The organism is Pantoea sp. YU22, assembly GCF_003970755.1.
GTDB lineage: Bacteria > Pseudomonadota > Gammaproteobacteria > Enterobacterales > Enterobacteriaceae > Pantoea > Pantoea piersonii.
Map to the genome: position 1 here is coordinate 1 of NZ_RYDU01000005.1, position 16,264 is coordinate 16,264.

At 51.5% G+C, this 16,264-nt stretch carries 13 protein-coding genes and 3 pseudogenes; all 16 read right to left on the reverse strand.

Annotation, left to right across the window (positions count from 1 at the left end):
- Nucleotides 1-60: 60 nt before the first annotated feature.
- The 16 genes and pseudogenes from EKL29_RS09325 to EKL29_RS09400 all read right to left on the reverse strand — a co-directional run bounded on the left by EKL29_RS09325 (nt 61) and on the right by EKL29_RS09400 (nt 16,264).
- Nucleotides 61-375, reverse strand: coding sequence for a hypothetical protein (locus EKL29_RS09325; protein WP_311779000.1), 315 nt, complete (start codon nt 373-375; stop codon nt 61-63).
- A pseudogene (locus EKL29_RS09330) lies at nt 374-739 on the reverse strand (phosphatidate cytidylyltransferase); the annotation flags it as partial. The gene EKL29_RS09325 and the pseudogene EKL29_RS09330, both read right to left, overlap by 2 nt.
- 203 nt (nt 740-942) lie before the next feature.
- Nucleotides 943-1,629, reverse strand: a complete 687-nt coding sequence (locus EKL29_RS09335) for a hypothetical protein (RefSeq protein ID WP_126689479.1) — start codon at nt 1,627-1,629, stop codon at nt 943-945.
- Nucleotides 1,630-1,857: 228 nt separating this feature from the next.
- Nucleotides 1,858-2,331 (reverse strand): annotated as a pseudogene (locus EKL29_RS23555) (hypothetical protein).
- Between the two features lie 14 nt (nt 2,332-2,345).
- Nucleotides 2,346-2,801 (reverse strand): type VI secretion system baseplate subunit TssE, encoded by a 456-nt coding sequence (gene tssE / locus EKL29_RS09345; protein ID WP_126689480.1) that lies wholly within the window; start codon nt 2,799-2,801, stop codon nt 2,346-2,348.
- Nucleotides 2,801-3,346 carry a type VI secretion system lipoprotein TssJ gene (gene tssJ, locus EKL29_RS09350; RefSeq protein WP_126689481.1) on the reverse strand — a complete coding sequence of 182 codons (546 nt, stop codon included), beginning with the start codon at nt 3,344-3,346 and terminating at the stop codon, nt 2,801-2,803. The genes tssE and tssJ overlap by 1 nt, the downstream gene beginning before the upstream one ends.
- Entirely contained in the window at nt 3,324-4,409 is a 1,086-nt protein-coding gene (gene tssG / locus EKL29_RS09355; protein ID WP_126689482.1) for a type VI secretion system baseplate subunit TssG, read from the reverse strand. Before tssG ends, tssJ begins: the two co-directional genes overlap by 23 nt.
- The gene (gene tssF / locus EKL29_RS09360; RefSeq protein ID WP_126689483.1) at nt 4,373-6,127 is read right to left on the reverse strand and encodes a type VI secretion system baseplate subunit TssF; all 1,755 of its coding nucleotides are present in this window, start codon (nt 6,125-6,127) and stop codon (nt 4,373-4,375) included. Before tssF ends, tssG begins: the two co-directional genes overlap by 37 nt.
- A gap of 108 nt (nt 6,128-6,235) precedes the next feature.
- Nucleotides 6,236-6,505, reverse strand: a pseudogene (locus EKL29_RS09365) (PAAR domain-containing protein); the annotation flags it as partial.
- Between the two features lie 27 nt (nt 6,506-6,532).
- The gene (gene tssA / locus EKL29_RS09370; protein WP_126689485.1) at nt 6,533-8,134 is read right to left on the reverse strand and encodes a type VI secretion system protein TssA; all 1,602 of its coding nucleotides are present in this window, start codon (nt 8,132-8,134) and stop codon (nt 6,533-6,535) included.
- A complete protein-coding gene (locus tag EKL29_RS09375) occupies nt 8,134-11,583 on the reverse strand; it encodes an ImcF-related family protein (protein WP_126689486.1) in 3,450 nt (1,149 codons plus the stop codon). Before EKL29_RS09375 ends, tssA begins: the two co-directional genes overlap by 1 nt.
- On the reverse strand, nt 11,580-12,701 hold the full coding sequence (locus EKL29_RS09380; RefSeq protein ID WP_311779002.1) for a hypothetical protein: 1,122 nt from the start codon (nt 12,699-12,701) through the stop codon (nt 11,580-11,582). Before EKL29_RS09380 ends, EKL29_RS09375 begins: the two co-directional genes overlap by 4 nt.
- 4 nt (nt 12,702-12,705) lie before the next feature.
- Nucleotides 12,706-12,966, reverse strand: coding sequence for a PAAR domain-containing protein (locus EKL29_RS09385; RefSeq protein WP_126689487.1), 261 nt, complete (start codon nt 12,964-12,966; stop codon nt 12,706-12,708).
- A 114-nt stretch (nt 12,967-13,080) separates the two neighbouring features.
- Nucleotides 13,081-13,437, reverse strand: coding sequence for a T6SS immunity protein Tli4 family protein (locus tag EKL29_RS09390; RefSeq protein WP_126689488.1), 357 nt, complete (start codon nt 13,435-13,437; stop codon nt 13,081-13,083).
- A gap of 209 nt (nt 13,438-13,646) precedes the next feature.
- The gene (locus EKL29_RS09395; protein WP_126689489.1) at nt 13,647-14,630 is read right to left on the reverse strand and encodes a T6SS immunity protein Tli4 family protein; all 984 of its coding nucleotides are present in this window, start codon (nt 14,628-14,630) and stop codon (nt 13,647-13,649) included.
- Nucleotides 14,631-14,737: 107 nt separating this feature from the next.
- The gene (locus EKL29_RS09400) at nt 14,738-16,264 is read right to left on the reverse strand and encodes a hypothetical protein (RefSeq protein ID WP_126689490.1); all 1,527 of its coding nucleotides are present in this window, start codon (nt 16,262-16,264) and stop codon (nt 14,738-14,740) included.

The following is a 16,264-nucleotide window of genomic DNA, read 5'->3' on the forward strand; positions in this document are numbered from 1 at the left end:
AACAGATGTCACCGACAGAATATGAAAACCAGTATTATCAACGGCTCGGAAGTGTCTAGATTATCCGTGGCGATTCATCTTATAAAGGGCCATGGCCGATGAAACAAACCACAGCGCCAATAAAGAAAAAATTGCCTTATAAAATATAATCTTTGCGCCACTCCAACGTTCAACAAGAGTGTGAGTATTTTCCTTTCTTTTTACCCACAAATGCGCCATCCCATTCTCAAACTTAATGAGGTCGTGTTCACTCTCAATGAGTTGAAAAAGCCGTTCATCCAGCCACAGGCGCCAGCAGTAATAATGAGTCAGCAAAAAGAGTCCCATCAGCAACACACAACCGCCTGAAAATAAGAGGCTAAAGATCAGCGCCAACGGCGGCAGCGCCCGCTTTGGTATCCACGCCTGGCAACATCATCAGGAACGCAACATGGCTTAAAGCAAAGACCGCGGTCATCATATCCCAGTGCATGACGGAGGCTGAGTGTAAGAACCCTTTCGTATCGTCAACAAGCACCATGCGGGCGGGCAGGAACAGAAAGACGTATATCGGGATGAAGATAATGAACATGTCGTACCACGACGTGCCCACCCAAACATATTGCAGCGGGATCGAGGCATACATCCAAAGCAATGGCACGCTGTCAGAGCGGCGTGTCGGAGCCAGCGTCAGATATTCCTTCAGGGACAGGAAGCTGAGGAATCCGAAGAAGGTGAGCGCCAGCCCTTTAACACGCAGACTAATGGCCGTAATAAATCCTGAAATTTTGGTTTAATATCGTAAAGAGTCATATTGTAATTTGATAGTCCATTTATCATAAAAACACTCACTACCTGGCGTTTCAACGCTTACTTTCAATGATAAGATACAACGAAATCCCCGCGCATTTTAAATGTGGTAGCTATGGCGTCAGATGACATCACTAAGAAACCGAACAACTATCAATGCAGTAAAATAATACCGTAGGCAGATAAAACAGCGACGACACCAAGAAGGTACAGTGGAGACAGCACAACATCCGTTGCTACTGCGGCCGGATAGAGAAGTCGTTTCGCAGAGAGAGTATTGGGGGTATAGAATTTCACCTTAATCGGATGGTCAAACCGGAAGACATCAGCCGGAACATGCGCTTTTTGATGTATGGTGCCATGCAGATCAGAGAGCATGATTTTGCACTCACCAGCACCTTTATTATTACCGGAGCAATACCGCTCTGATAGTTTGAGGATATTTAAGATTAGCATCTTCTCAGAATGATCCCGATAGCTATATTTCAGGGTAATCTCCCCACTGAACTGATTTTTTCCTTTATTCAGCATGAATGTACCATCTTCAAATACCCTGACCCTGGTCTTATCGACCTTACCAGATACCAGTGCGCGTAAAAAATCACTCGCGCCCGAGGTAAGGGCATAATCAAAATTATTGCCAATAAACACCCAGCTATAATTTCCTTTTTCCGATTCGGTTATGGTTGCTGCAGTGATCACATCATTGCTATACAAAGCCCGGCCATTTTCATGGTCTTTTATTTCACTTTTCAGTTGTTTTGTTACACAACCCGATAAAGCCAGTACGGTCAGAACTAGCGAAAGACCATTAACCATTTTTCTTACAAAATTATCCACAATCATTCCTTTTATAAGCAATATTAATATCTCAGAGCTATCGATTGACGCCACCCCACACATCCAGATTTGATCGCAATACAAATGAGGAGCGCATGTTGGCAGGTGAGTTTTCGTATTTCCAGATCTGTAATTTATTTCGGGATTTTTCCCGTCAGCTTTGAGTGTTTCTCCATGTCAATATGCAATGACTGACAGGTAAACAAACTATTACTCATTCCGGTTCCGCTATGGAAGGAGCGCCAGAATCAAACCAAAAAAACGTGCTTTCATCAAAAACCTGCTCATGACGGGATAAAGCCCCTGGCGGAGTAAAGTCCACTTGTTCACCATTCCACACCGCATAAATAATCGCCCCAGAGGCGTCACGAGCCCTCCCTTATGGAAGGTCGTCTCCACACACCCGGTTACACCCTGACCATAAAGGAATGTCGGCACAAATTTTACAGACCGGTCGTCGATACGCAGAACGAGGGTCGCAATATCAAATGTTCCCCCTCAACCAGCAGGTCCGTAACGGTTGTATTGAGTGAGCGTCTCCACATTCAGTCCGGTACCCACCAGCCACGCGCCCATCTGCTCCTGAAGCTGCGTTATTCGCAGGCGAAACTCTGCGATATCAGCTTGAGTCTTGCTGACAGATGAAGCCGGAGCAGGCTGTTGGGCCTGCAGTTTTTCGAGAAACTTTGATTTTACTGACACGGTGTTATCTGGCCTTAAATGCGGGTTGCTGTGTTGAGATACTGCTGTTGCCTCAGGTGTCTCAGCATCACTCGCCCCTCGGGCATAAACTCGGTTCCGTAACGCACGAGGCCAATGCCCTTAAGCTCGGCATCAATGGCGTAACGTAGTTCACCGGGAACGTTCTGCTCCAGCAGGACAACGGCTATTTTTTTCAGACGCGGCTCATATTTGAGCAGAACAGCCGACAGGGTGCCCATCAGCTCATGGGCGGTACCCGGCATGCCCTGAAGAACTCTGGTCATATCGGGCAGGCCATAGTCCGGCAGATGCGCCAGCGTGCCAGCGCGACAGTTGAGGATGCGCTGCATGTTATCAAGCACGGACAAAATCACCTGATTTTGTTCACTGACCTGATGGAGATCGAGGCCGCCGGTGAAGTTGCCGGTCAGCATTTCATACAGTGAAGGTGTGTGGTGTCCCTGGGGCATCAGTCGTCCTTGAGAGGTTGCAGCGTCAGATGGTTGTTACCGGCTTCCAGAATGCGCGGCTTATCCGGGTCAAGGTCTTCGCGCCCTATCACCAGCCTCCAGGTGTTGTTGACCATATCCGGGTGACGGAACAGACCCACCACCGCCACAAACTGTGCATCCACCTCCATCGGCATATTCAGGTTCGCATCACCGCCCGGCTTCATTACCACATCACGGCTTGCCAGCAGGTCAGCTTTCAGAATGCCCTCCCCGTCTTTCAGCAACTGCTGGTAGACCGTTTTGTCGAAGGTTTTACGGTCTTTCAGTTGATAGACACGAATAACCACCGACTCAGACAGCGAGTCACTCTCGCGGGAATCGGTATTCAGCGCTTCACGGGCGGTGAAATCCAGGTGCAGCACCTTAATCTTTTTGTAGAACACGGCGTTAAAGGCTGATTTGGTGCCATCGGTGATGCCCTGCGTCACCCCACAGCCCGCCAGACTGAATGCCAGCAGGGGTAACAGCCAGCGCGCTGTTTTAGGTAAATTTATACGTAACACGTCGGTTTCCTTGTTGTGGTATCGCGGGCTGAAGGCCGGTGTAATAGCCCAGTTCCGTCGTAAAGGTCTGCGGGATATCGTCCGGGAGGGCTTCGTCTTCCGCGCCCAGCACGCCATTCATCCCAAGCCAGAAGGGGCCTTCGCCGAGCGGTGGAGCGGCCAGCAGTCGGGTTCGGGTGGTCAGGGTGATTTTTGCCTTGAAGCGCCAGCCCAGATACACCCGCAGCATCACCAGAAAGTCCTGATACAACAGACCGTCCGGCTTCCAGCCCTGCGCTTCCTGTTCGTTATCCGTCTTGAGTGCAATCAGCAGCTGGCTGTTGGCATCCATCGCTTCGTCACCCAGCGGCGTATTACCGTCGAGAAGAAAATCATCATCACCATAAAAGCCCAGCGGCTGGCTGACCTCCACCGGGCGTAGGCAATACGGGCTCACCTGCACCGTCGTGTCAGGTGCCAGCAGGCTCGCCAGGGCCTGTATCCCCTCCTGGGTTTTACCGGGCTGCTGCAGAACGCCAAGCAGCGACAGAAAACGGGATACCGGAGTAGCGATTTGCTCTGCGGTGCCCGGAATGCCCAGCCCCACCAGGCCCAGCAATGACTGCGAGATGCTGTCAGTCCCGCCAGGCTCGAATGTGGCCGGGTAGGAATATTTTCGCCAGATACGATAAAACTGCGTCAGGATGCGGTGGCTGAAGATATCCAGAAAACCCTGTAGTGCCTCATGCCCTTCGCGACGCTGGGTGATGTCATCGAGATAGGCGGTCGGTAGCGGCGAATCAACGCCGTACATGCCCATAAACGTGGTGCGGATAAGCGGTGGTTTACCTTCATCCTCTTCGTCATACTCAACGGCTTTGAGTTCGCTCGCCGGAAAGCCCATCCCGGGATGCGGCACAAAGCGCACCGGGTCGTCACCGGGATAGCTGGTAGAGCCCATCAGCGGCCGGCCCGGATTCAGTTTCTCCAGCAGCTGGCAGAAACGGTAAAAGTTTATCCGGTTAAGGTTAGCCTCCAGCCGCGGGGTCAGCCGGGAATACGGCGGTTGTGCTTCTCTTCCCATTCCAGGCGCTCTCCAGTCGGTTGCAGGATGATAATCAGGCGGTTAAACAGATAGATATCGGTGTAGAGCGCGAAGAAGCGGCTCAGCATCTCGCCAAACAGGCAAATATCGCCGCGCCCGGCAAAGCCGTGGCTGTCCAGCGTCACCTCTATCTGCACGCCGCGTACCAGATAGCCCTGCTCAAAACGCTCGGTTTCACTGTGCTTAACGTCAATGATGGCTTCCAGACGACGGCGGTTCATCTCACTGTCAGTCCACTCGTACAGCGCCAGGGTGCCACGCAGCACGTCGGCATTATCCATCATCGACAGGAAGCCGCTCCCAAGATGACTCAGCACGCGCCAGTGAAAACGATCCTGTGCCGGGGGATAACAGGGTAACGTCGGCGCACACAGGTTACGGACAGCAATAGTAGTCGAGGTGGTTTTCATTACCGTATCAAGCACCGTGCTCTGCAGTGCTCGTCGTGGCAACTGGCCGTTGGTGCCGGTGAGCGTCAGTGACAGGCTTTCATCCTCCGGTACCGTGTGGTTATCAAACGCTTCGCCGCCGAGGATAAGCCAGGTGTTATGCAGCCCGGACGGACCGCGGCGCACGCGGGTGTGGTAGTAATATTCCGGGGCTTCATGGCGCATCATCCCCCCCTTGTGGCGGAAGTTGGAGAACGGCACGTAGGTATGATGGCTCGATGACATCACCGAATCCACGGTGTAAATCTCGGTATGACCATCCTGCACGCGCATCGGACGCAGCATGTATTCGGTCTGCAGGGAGTTGAGCGTCAGCGGATCGGATTCCAGCGGGAACAGGTTAATCACCGGCACACAGTTCAGGCGCAGATGCTTTTCGGTAAAGCTGAAGTCATGCTCCCAGCGCTCCGCCAGTACCACGTCGATTTCAAACCATGGGAGCTCAGCCGGAAAGGCTACGGTCTCCAGCCCACGCAGCCCCGTGAACATGAATTTCTCACGGAAGGTGAAGTACTCCAGCAGCAGTTGATAGCCGCTAAAGCTGCTGCTTCCCCTCGGCCACAGGTCGTCGTCATCGCCAAATCCCAGCGCGGTGAAATACCCGTCGAGCGGTCTTCTGTCCATGTCATCCGGCATCCGCAGCCAGAGACGCGCCGCGTTCATGGTAAAAGCTTCATGCATGGCGCAGGCCAGCGGTGCATCCGCGTTGAAGTAGAACGGGATCTGGCTGAGATCGACACGGCTCCAGTCAGCAAGGTGGCTGCAGTTAAACCGCAGGCTAATGACCGAACGTCCGTCAGGGTCAGTCGACAGGCGGGCGTGCTCCAGCGACAACGGCTGAAGGGTGATTTCTTTGGTGGTGGTGTACCGGCAACGCGTGCCCTTCTCACCGATCGGCCGCGAGTTCACCTCAAAGCCTTTGACGATGCGCATCTGCTCTTTCATCTCACTCCAGTCAGGGGTGAACTCCACCACCGACATTGACGGTATGGTGCGCAGGTAATGCGGCCACAGCAGGCTGACCAGCCCTTCGGTCAGTTCGGGCAGATCGTCATCAAGCTTCTCACGCAGCCGTCCCATCAGGAAGGCAAAGCCTTCAAACAGGCGCTCCACGTACGGGTCGCGCGCGCCCGCTTTATCGAGGTTGAGCATTGCCGCCTGCTCGGGGTGAGCGCGGGCAAACTCTTCACCGGCTTCCAGCAGGTAGCGCATTTCGGCGTCGTAATAACGCAGGGTTAAGTCATCCATATTTATTTTTGCTTTGTTATTCCGGGATTCAGGGCACAACGGATCCCTGTAATATGTTCAGTCTGTGATGAAGGAACATCACGATGAGTGGCAGTGTGATTATCCACCGTAAGTACGCTCATGCCGGGAAGGGATAAATTTTGCGCCGCAGGGGCAACTACTTGAGCTGTGCAGCGAACCGGCATATTTTCGCCCGTTGGCGTTATTGTTCGGGATATGCCCCACTATTTTGTAAGTCCCGGCATGTTTTCCGCAGGTCACATTCTCCTGCTCCCGGGCAACAGGGGTCCCCATGACGGTATCGGTCGGATCACCTTCAAGAATTTTTCCACCGCAGGTGGTCATGTCACCCTTTACCAGATAATAACCTTTCGCCATTTTTCACATCCTGAGTTCATCAACCATTCAACCGCAAAGCACTGCACTGCTTGCCGGGTCAATTGCAATCAGGCCGGACAGAAGCAAATCCATCTCGGGTTGAAGTCGTGATTTATCGGTTTCACTACGTGTGGCTTTCATGCGCAGCAGTCTGAGGCGACGTGATTTCACTTCAAACAACAGCGCCGGTGTCCACTGTGTGAGGGTGATTGACTGTGCTGCACTGTCGAGCTCTCCCAACAGATGCAGGGCCAGTTCATTTTTGCCCTTCTGCTCAGCTACACGAGCCATCACCAGACGCAGCAGCCATTTGTCTTTTGTGGAGTCGGCACCAGGGCGGGTCTGGAGCCAGTGAAGGGTGGCGTCCAGTCCCTCATTGTCGGCTTTCTCCAGCGCTTCTGGCTCGAGGGCCAGGATATCGTTATTTGTCTCACCGACGGCACTGACCGGCTCATCCCGCCAGCCGGACATGTCGTCCAGCACACTCTGGTTTATCCAGTTCAGCGTGACCTCATCGGCAAATGGCGTACCGTCATTAAAGGCCAGAGTTTCAAGCCCGGTAAGACGGCGCAGCAGCCCTCTCAGGTCTGCGGCGATGATGTCGGCCAGTACATCCTGCCCCGATTTCATCAGAGCCTGATGGATATACCACTGCAAATCCAGCCAGAGGTGATTGGCGCCACGCGAGAAGGTGCTGTCCGCCTGCTCCAGTATCTCCAGCCAGCTCTGCTGCAGATACAGGCGTTTCAGCATCGCACGCTGGTCAGCGCGCGGCGGTTCGATACGCGTTTTCCCTTCGGCATCCGGGGCCGGAATAGCACTCAGGGTGTCATGACGCAGGCTTTTCATTAGCCTGTGTGCAGCGAGCCAGCCATCAGGCTGCTCACGCAGGTATTCCGTCAGTGTACGGGCCTGGGCCAGCAAATCCTGACCAGAGGTAATGCGGCTCAGAACCGGCGCGTCAGACTCGACAGTATGCGTGGAGGTCTGTGACTGTGCCTTATTACCTGCGTTCTGCGGTACCACAGCATCCACACCACCAGCCTTCATCAGGCGAGATTCCAGCGCGCTGTAAAGGGCATTCAGCTCTGCCCGTGATGCTTCCGGCTCTGTCTCCAGACTGTCAGTGATGAGCAGCAGCGCCCCGGCGGTACGCTGTGCATCCTCGCGTACGACCTCTGGATACAGTGACAAACTGTCCAGCACACGGGTACCGCTGAGCCATTCCAGCGCGGCCTTGCGGCTGCGATCCCGCTGCGGGTGAAGCTGCATGCCGTAGAGCTGCAGTAATCCCGCCAGCAGTTCAAGCCCTTCGGCAAAGCCGGCTTCGCCATCCTGGTGAAGGCGCGCCCAGCAGTAATAAGTCGCAACCCGGATATCTTTGGCCCCGGTGGACAGTAACTTTTCGGCAAGCGTGCATATCAGTTCGGTATCAATGCCGGAAAGCTTATTAACCTCTTCGCGGATAAGCTGAAAATCATCGTCATATCTCGGGTCTTCCCCGGTCGGACTGGTAACGCTTACCGGAGCAAGCCAGGGCTGCCAGTTTTCCGTGCGTGTCTGCGCCTGTTGTCGCAGCCGAGCATCGTCAGCCTGACAGGCGGCAACCAAATTCTGCAGTGTGCTCATTATTCGACTCCCTCCATGTCATTGTTTCCCGTATTAACCATCAGCGCCTGCGCGGTGGCCGCGCTGTCGACGCTGAATATCTGATCCGGCAGCGTGAAACCACGCAGATCCAGCAGCGCCAGCGGACCTTTTCCGAGTTGTGAGCGCAGCACCCACTGCAAAGTCCGGCCATCAGGGGCAGTGAAACTCATCATCCACTGACTACGGTCAAGCTGCGCACGCTTGCCCTGCTCCAGCCAGCGAATGAAGCCCCAGGTTCCACTGTAATCCCCGAACAGACGCGCACCGGCATTGACCGTGGTCCAGGTCAGCATCGTCCCCGGCTTGTAGGTATCTCCCGGCCAGCGGAAGCTTTGCCAGTCGGCCATCTGGTTAAAGTAGTGCAGCTTTTGTCCATCAATGGTCAACTGGGTTTCCACCACCTGCGGCACAGGACGCGCCTGCAGTTCAAAGCTGATGCCCTGGCTGCCATCGGTGAACAGAATGTCTGACAGCTGGCTCAGTTGGTTAATGGCCCGCAGGAAGGCCGGGTTAAAGTTCAGCCCCTGGCTGTTGACCTTATCCGGTACCCACTGGCTGCCCTCTTTGTGCAGCACACCGTTGAGCTCTATCGTCAGGAAGCGCTCTATACGTCCGCTGTCCTTACGCACAAATTCAGCCAGCATCGGCAAAGAGGCATCACTTTTGCTGGCGGCAAACGGGAAACGTCCGTCAAAGGCAGTTTGCCAGTTCACGACAACTGAGCGGCTCCATTTATCATTCAGGCTGGCTGCCGACGGCTGAAGCACCGTCTCCCAGGCCTGGGTCAGCGGCTGCACAAACATTGTGCTGCCAAATCCGCTCCACTCCTCGCCAAGACTTGCCGAAATCAGACTGCCATATTGCTGGGTGTCGGTGAGGTCCACGCTTTTGCCCTGGAACACGGTCTGCGCCAGGGTCTGCATCATCGCCTGCGGATCAGAAGCGCTGGCCACCTGTTGCAGTCGCAGACGCACGCGGGTGATGCGGGTCAGATACGTCTGCAGGCTCAGGGAGTTGTCAGCCGACATGACGTTGCTGCCTTTGTTTTTACCCAGAAGCTGAAGCAGCGGGCCAAAGGTTTCATCCAGCGGTCCCTGCGGCCCTGACGCAGACTGGTCAATCGCAGGTTTATCTTTTCCACCTACAAGATCTTTAGCCGATTTGATGATGGAGTCCGAAAGACCTTCGCTTTGCTGGCCGGTCTGTCCCTGCCAGGCGAGGGTATTCATCAGGGCAATCAGCGGCGACTGGCGGACATCACTCATCAGCGTCAGTTGGTCGGTCACGTCAGCAATGTTGTTTGCCGGGTTAAGTCGCAGGCTGTTGAGGAAGCTCAGCCAACTGCCAGCAAAGTCGGTGAAGTAACGTTGCGTCAGACGTGCTTTTAGGGCTTCAGGTGACAGGTCTGAGGAAACCGCTTTCCGGTTGTCACTCAGCACCCAGTCAATTTCATCCCGGCGGGAATTTGCGGCCTTTTCGATAGCCTGCTGAATGCCCCCTTCCCACGCCTGGCGGGTGAACATGCCCGGCACCACTTCGTCGGTAGTGAACAGACGCCGAGCATCGGTGCCGTTAGTCATGTCTTCCAGAGAGACATCGGCAAAGTTACGGCGCACCGATTTGAGCATATTTTTATACAGGGTGCTTTCCGCATTGCGTCGGCCAATTTGCTGCAGCAGCACCTGGCGGCTCTGGCTGACCAGTTGGGCATCAGGGGTGATTTTCCACTGCGGCTGCTTTGGCAGTTCGGTAATGTAGAAGGCCCACAAATCCGGCGACAGGCTTTGCCACAGGCCAGTAGAAATACCCATTCGCGTCGGCTGCACGGCTTTCAGAGTCTGTGAGTAAAACGCGCCGTCGACTTTATCCGGCCGGGCCATCATCAGCCAGGCTTTCAGCTGGTCATAACCGGGTTTCGCCAGCTGTGCTCGCTGGTCACTGTTGGGGGCAGAATTTGCCAAAGCGTTGAGTTTCTGTGTCAGCGCCTGATTCGCCGGGCCGCGTATCAGGCGGTTGTTCGCCACGCCGTACCAAGGCAGCATCGCGTCAAGCAACTGCTGGTTATGGTCCAGCCCGAAGCGCTGATACCAGGGCGCACCTTCCTGAATACGATGCTGCAGACGGCCAGCGTCATTACGCAGCGTATGCAGGGCCGTCAGCTGGTAATCCGATACAGAAGGATGCTCCACCAGGGCATGAGCCTGCCCGGCAACAGAAACTATCTGCATGCGGTTGACCGCGAACGACAGCAGTATTCCTGTCCCCCAGACACCGATGATCGTCATCAGTGTCCAGGCAAGGGTCTGCTCCCAGGCCATACCGACACGGCAGCCACGCACGCGGGTGCAGTCATCCACGATGCCCTGCCAGGTTACGGGCAGGGCCAGAGCATGGCGTTGTGATTCGGGGATATATTTCTCAGGGTCGGCTGTTCCCTCAGACGTATGAAGAGGGTGACTGTCCGGCAGGCTGAACATCAGACCACGCAGCGGAACACGCTGCTGGGAGGCAGCCAACCATGGCACCAGTTGTTGAGTCCAGCGGATGATACCGCCGTCTTTGAGGTGCTGGCCCAGGCGCAGCAGGAAGTCGTTGCCGTTGTTCTCAATGACCTGACTCATCCCCTGCGTGCGCAATGCAGGCAGCATCAACTCAAGCTGACGGTTAATATCGCCAGCTTTGGCACGCAGCGGGAAGCTGGCTCCTACCGCCTGCTCAGTGCGTTTTGCCTGCGTCCATTTGCTGTCACACAGTTGCCACAGCCAGACCGGCGCAGAATAACGCAGCAACTCACTGATTTTTTCCAGTCCGCGTAAATCGTTGTCACTAATCTGAGAGGTGAGGTTAAGCGACTGCGGTACGACGCGAATTATTCCGTCCAGAGGACGACCGCGACGCAGTTTACGCAGCGCGGTGTATTTCTCCTTATCCGGTTCAGCAGTCAGACTGCCGCCGTAAATCAGAACGGTACGGCTGCCTTCAAGCCACTGGTTTTCCTGCAGGCCAGGAATCAGTTGCTCTATAGCGGCTTCATTGCCAGTGACCAGCAGCAGGCGGACTTTGCGTCGCCAAAGGACACCATAACGAAGATTAAGAAGCTGTTTTAAGTCAGTATAATCTCTTAGGGTTGTGATCACATCAGAATTTTTTTTATTTTCAGCACCCAAGGGATCCGGTGGTAAATAAATGAGTTGTTGTTTTCTTTGCTTCCATCGCCAATAAAAAGGAGAGCAAATAGTTCCTAAGAATAAAAAACCAAACACACCACCCCATACCGACCAAATTTGGCGATATGTCAATCCATAGTTAAGCAAGGCATCTTGATTAATAAACAGTAAAAACGCTGTTATACCAGCAAGGCCAGCAATTAAAAAAAGATACCCCCAAAACCCATAACGTACCGGCTGTAATTCCTTTTCCTGTGTCATAAGTAAAGTTTCCGAGTAATCAAACAAAGCAGTCTGGACTGAGGTGATGCCTGAATAATTAATAATTGGTTAGCTTCAGTCTTTTGAGCCGCGTCAACCAACAATGCGAGTGAAACAGGGAATATCATTTCACCAGGAGGACCAAAAGAAAAATCAATTAAATAAAAAGGATGTTTCGCTGGAAGTTTCCACTGACATCGATCGGCATACTGCATTAATTTTGAAGTAACTTCCGCAGAAATGCCAGAAAGCCAGACATGGCGTAAATCACGCTTATCAATTCGATTGTATTCAAAAAGCATTTCTAAATCTTTTTCAAGATTGTCATTTTCCACAGGCATAACACGGCCTAATGCGGCAAGTACTGGTACAGCATGTCGCCTGGAAAAAAAGGAGGATGATATAAGCTGGGCAGAAACCATTTCGCTGGATTGCTTCGGGATACCTGTCAACCAGCATTGAAAGCTAAGAACTAATATCAAACCATCAAAATTAACGTTGTCATGGAATTTTCCAATACACTCAACGGAACAATTTACTTCAGGAAGTAGATCCCATTGTGAAAGAATAATCTGGCTTACGCTCTTTTTGTCCCAACCGGAGGGTTGCAATACATAAATAGTATGCAAATATTGCCGATAACCAGGATACTGTTGCTCAAGCTGTTTGTCGATCATATCAGACAAAACACGGAGGGAGCCCCAGGAATGTGACAACGACCTGACTTTATCCGGATATGCTGGAATATCAGACAGAGGCCCAAGAAAACTCGCAGCCCCTTTTTCCTCAGGAGTAAGGATTACATTTCCAACTACTGACAACTGCTGTCGACTCCAGTGTTGCCAGAAAGCCTTAGTTCTATCAGTTTCCTCTTTCCAGGCAGAAAGAGCGATCCTTGACTGTTCATAACGGTTTAGCGCTGCGCCAAAAAGACATAACCATATGAAAAATGCCGGGAGTAGCAGGAGAAATACTATCTTCTTATATGCCTCAGTTCCCCACAAAGAAAAACCTAAAACAGAACAAACCATTAACATAGAAATAAGAACAATCCCCCATCGCTTGTATGACAAGCTGGCAATTGTACTTTTTTCGGGTACTTCGGGGATAGGCCACATAATATTAAGACTCAATAGTATTTTCGATGTGTGAACTAATAACTCTGCACCCACAGGCACAAGCGCAGTTATTAACAACAACGTTCACCCCATTTTCTGATGCTCCTGGATCTCCTTCTTTTATCGGATTGACTCCGTGTTCCGGGCAAGAAACTAAATCACCGACCAGGGCAACCTGAATACCATTGATAAACATAGTCGACGACGCGGTAATAACCTTTCCACCATGGGTGGTATCATCACCCAGGCAAACAACTCCAGACATATCATCCTCTCTTTGAAAATTAATTTACGACAATATGATGGTTTGCGACTAAGCCAGCATCCCACTTAATTATTATCGATATACCTTTAATTTCCGCCGTGTGAAAATATATATTCAAAACGAGCCGGGGCGCACGTGTACAATTCGGCTGATCGTGTCCCAGAATGGGATAATTTCCTCCTTGCTGTAGGAGATCGGCGGCATGGAATCATTCCCCAGGGTCAGAATAAAATTGGGGGTTTTGTAGCTGGCTGTCATTTCAATGATAAACATAACAAAGCCGTAACGCGGCTCGTCCTGAGATACCTGTAAACCCGTTGCCAGAAACTCCTGGGCCTGCAGCCCGTTATCACTAAAGGTCCCTTTTCTTTCCACATGACCACGGTACAGGTTACCCACTATCTCACCTGCTCTCTCTAGCGCCGTGTCTTTTTCACGGGTAAAGCTATCGGCGGAAAGAGTAATTCTCATAATTTTTCATTGATTTACTTTAAAGCCTCCCGGAGATGTCTTCCCGTTCCCTTGCCGTCGGGCCAGTGGCAATAAACGCATGGGTATTGGGATGATATTTTCCGTTTAAATTTTCTCTATACTTTATGACATCATATTTGCTGATGTCCGTATATCTCTCCCACTCTATATTCACTCAATACGGGGTAATCCTACTATTGATAACTGACTCAGAACGTACCTTTTCGATACCTGAACGTTCTGGTGATCCTGTCCCAGATATCAACCAGCTGTGAATCCGTATAGGTTTTCGTTTCCTTACCAGAGTTATGTAACTCAACAGAGAATACGGGATGTTTCAAATCACCATTTTTTTCATTACCGTAAAATTGAAACGTATAGTAATTAACTTTTTTCTCTTCTGGTTGATAGATGTCCTGCTTACCTTTCATCAGCCATTCTTCTGCATCTATGTCTGGCAACTTTACAGGGCCTTTCTTGAGAGTATGGGCACCAACCCTGATGAGGGCAGCATTTATTTCATCACCTCGTTCCAGTAATGTGTTGTCTTTACCCAGAGTATTATTACTGTTAACGATAATCTCAAAATCAACTGGCTTATATATCAAAGTAATATCATCTTTCGATGTCATATTTGTATCAATAATAAAACCTTCCGGAATACAGATACCAGGCAGTGTTGGCACTTCTTCATCCTTTCTTCCCTTTAATCTGGATAGCAGGCTTTGCATTTCAGCCAGTTTCTGAGGCTTATTATTTAGGCTAGATTCACTCAACCCCGCATTTTTTAACATATTTTTCTTTTCAAAATATTTAGGATTTGTATGATCTAAGAATTCTGCATATATGATGAATGCAACCCCTTTGCTATACAGATGCCCTTCTAAAACCCGCATTCCTCCTGCCACACTTTCATTTACATTACGATCAAAAATGACCGCATTGTCATTTATCCGATATACCTGTTTCAGATAAGGAAGGTCTTTGGGATCAACTGTACGACTATTTTTTAATTCCTGTTCTCGTAACCGGATACGTTGTGCAAACGCCGGAGGATACAGCCGTTTGCTGGCAATTCTCATTTCATTAATCTTTACCTGACCCATCGCAACGTTATTGAATGAAGCGGGCACATCAAAAAGATAGCGGCCAATGCACTGAGGTCTGGTCTGTTCAAATAGTTTATCCGTCATTTGTTTTTCCTTTGCCGTTAAGGGGGCTACCGGCCACGAACGGGTGAGCAACCAGAAAACTGTAGAGAGAATAAGGACGACAACAAGAAATCCCATCCATAAATGCCTTACCCGCATGAGGCGATCTCCCCGACCATTTTGATAATCGAGCGTAACGTGAACTTCATCGCAACGGAAAGACCGTTTTCCGTAGTGGTATCCCCCACGGCATAGGCACCTTCATGATCGACATCGGTGGCAAGCAGAGAGCGGATCCCGGCAAATCTAACCCTGCCGGCCCGTACTGGTACGGTTCCGTCCCCGGCGCTGCCGGAGGAGGTCAATTCAAACGTGTTCCCTGCTGCATGGCGATAAACGGGAAGCTCCAGCGGTACGCCCATAACCGGTCTCGGTGCCGGGATCTGCTGCCATATCAGATGATCGTCTGAAGGGTATTTTTCACTGGCGCCATAAAATGCACAGGTATTGGGATGATATTTTCCGTTTAAATTTTCAATAAAATCATAAATCGTATAAGTAACGCGATTAACATAATTACTCCATTCAATTTCTATATCATCCAGCAGCAATTCTTTCTCACACAGCCGCCACCAGTCACTTTCATTCAGATAAATTTCCGTGTAAGGGTCAGACTCCGGCTTATTCATATTTACCGTGCCGTTAATTTTCAGCCAACCCGGCCCGTAGGCTTTACCCGGCAGAAGTTGCAGAGGGCCGGGCGACTGGGCCAGTACCGGCATCAGGTTTGCTGCGTCAGCGCCAATTACCGCTCCGACAATACCCCGCTCTCCGGTCTTCATTCGGCGATACGCCGCTGGCGATCCCAGATCAGGCATAACACCGTGAACAATACCCAGGATATTGTCTCTGCCGTTCATTTGTTCTGAATAATGTCGGGCCACCAGGCCCCCCATGGAGTGAGTGACCAGAATGACTTTATTGACAGCAAGCCTGCCGTGATAAGTGCCTAAAGTCTCACTGATATATCGCTCGAGAGACGCGGCCGAATCAGCGTTTGACTGCAGCCAGTTATAGCCAAAAACATGCACGGGAAAAAGGTAATCATAACTCCGCCTGACCTCAGGCTCAGTCAGCGCATCTTCGCCTTTCTCTGCACCTAAATTTTCACCAATCAGTAACTGGCGGGGCGTTCGCCTGCGGGTGCCATTGATCAGGTTATCAATCAGAATATGACCGTCATTCAGCATGCACTGAAGCACATGGAGAGATTCACCATAGCTTTTGTAAAGCGCACTGCCCCAGCCACGGGCCGCTCTGGAGGGAAACCCTCTGCCGTCAAGATCGTCGTAAAGTACCTTTCCCGTTAAATCGACTTCGGTGGTAAGAGGATCCAGCAAGGCTTTTCTTTGTTCTTTTGACCTAGACAGCCATGCCAGCGCATCTACGCCCTGATACATGTCTGCATGCCAGACTTTTTTATCAGAATCTATCTTTTTAAGATTCGACCCCATGACTCCAGGCAGAAAAATAACCGGGATCACCTTTTCCGCTACTTTAGGACAGGCAACCACCAGATTATCTTCCGCTCTGCCATTAGGCAGGTTGTAGTACGCTCGCCCATTTTCATCATATTCTGGTCGGCTCACGATCTCGTTTTCTGCTGCTAGAGTCAT

Coding starts and splice junctions, on each gene's coding strand:
- tssG (WP_126689482.1), bottom strand. CDS start 4,409: ATGGGAAGAGAAGCACAACCGCCGTATTCCCGGCTGACCCCGCGGCTG.
- EKL29_RS09395 (WP_126689489.1), bottom strand. CDS start 14,630: ATGACGGATAAACTATTTGAACAGACCAGACCTCAGTGCATTGGCCGC.
- EKL29_RS09390 (WP_126689488.1), bottom strand. CDS start 13,437: ATGAGAATTACTCTTTCCGCCGATAGCTTTACCCGTGAAAAAGACACG.
- tssF (WP_126689483.1), bottom strand. CDS start 6,127: ATGGATGACTTAACCCTGCGTTATTACGACGCCGAAATGCGCTACCTG.
- tssA (WP_126689485.1), bottom strand. CDS start 8,134: ATGAGCACACTGCAGAATTTGGTTGCCGCCTGTCAGGCTGACGATGCT.
- EKL29_RS09380 (WP_311779002.1), bottom strand. CDS start 12,701: ATGTGGCCTATCCCCGAAGTACCCGAAAAAAGTACAATTGCCAGCTTG.
- EKL29_RS09375 (WP_126689486.1), bottom strand. CDS start 11,583: ATGACACAGGAAAAGGAATTACAGCCGGTACGTTATGGGTTTTGGGGG.
- tssE (WP_126689480.1), bottom strand. CDS start 2,801: ATGCCCCAGGGACACCACACACCTTCACTGTATGAAATGCTGACCGGC.
- EKL29_RS09400 (WP_126689490.1), bottom strand. CDS start 16,264: ATGACTCTAGCAGCAGAAAACGAGATCGTGAGCCGACCAGAATATGAT.
- EKL29_RS09385 (WP_126689487.1), bottom strand. CDS start 12,966: ATGTCTGGAGTTGTTTGCCTGGGTGATGATACCACCCATGGTGGAAAG.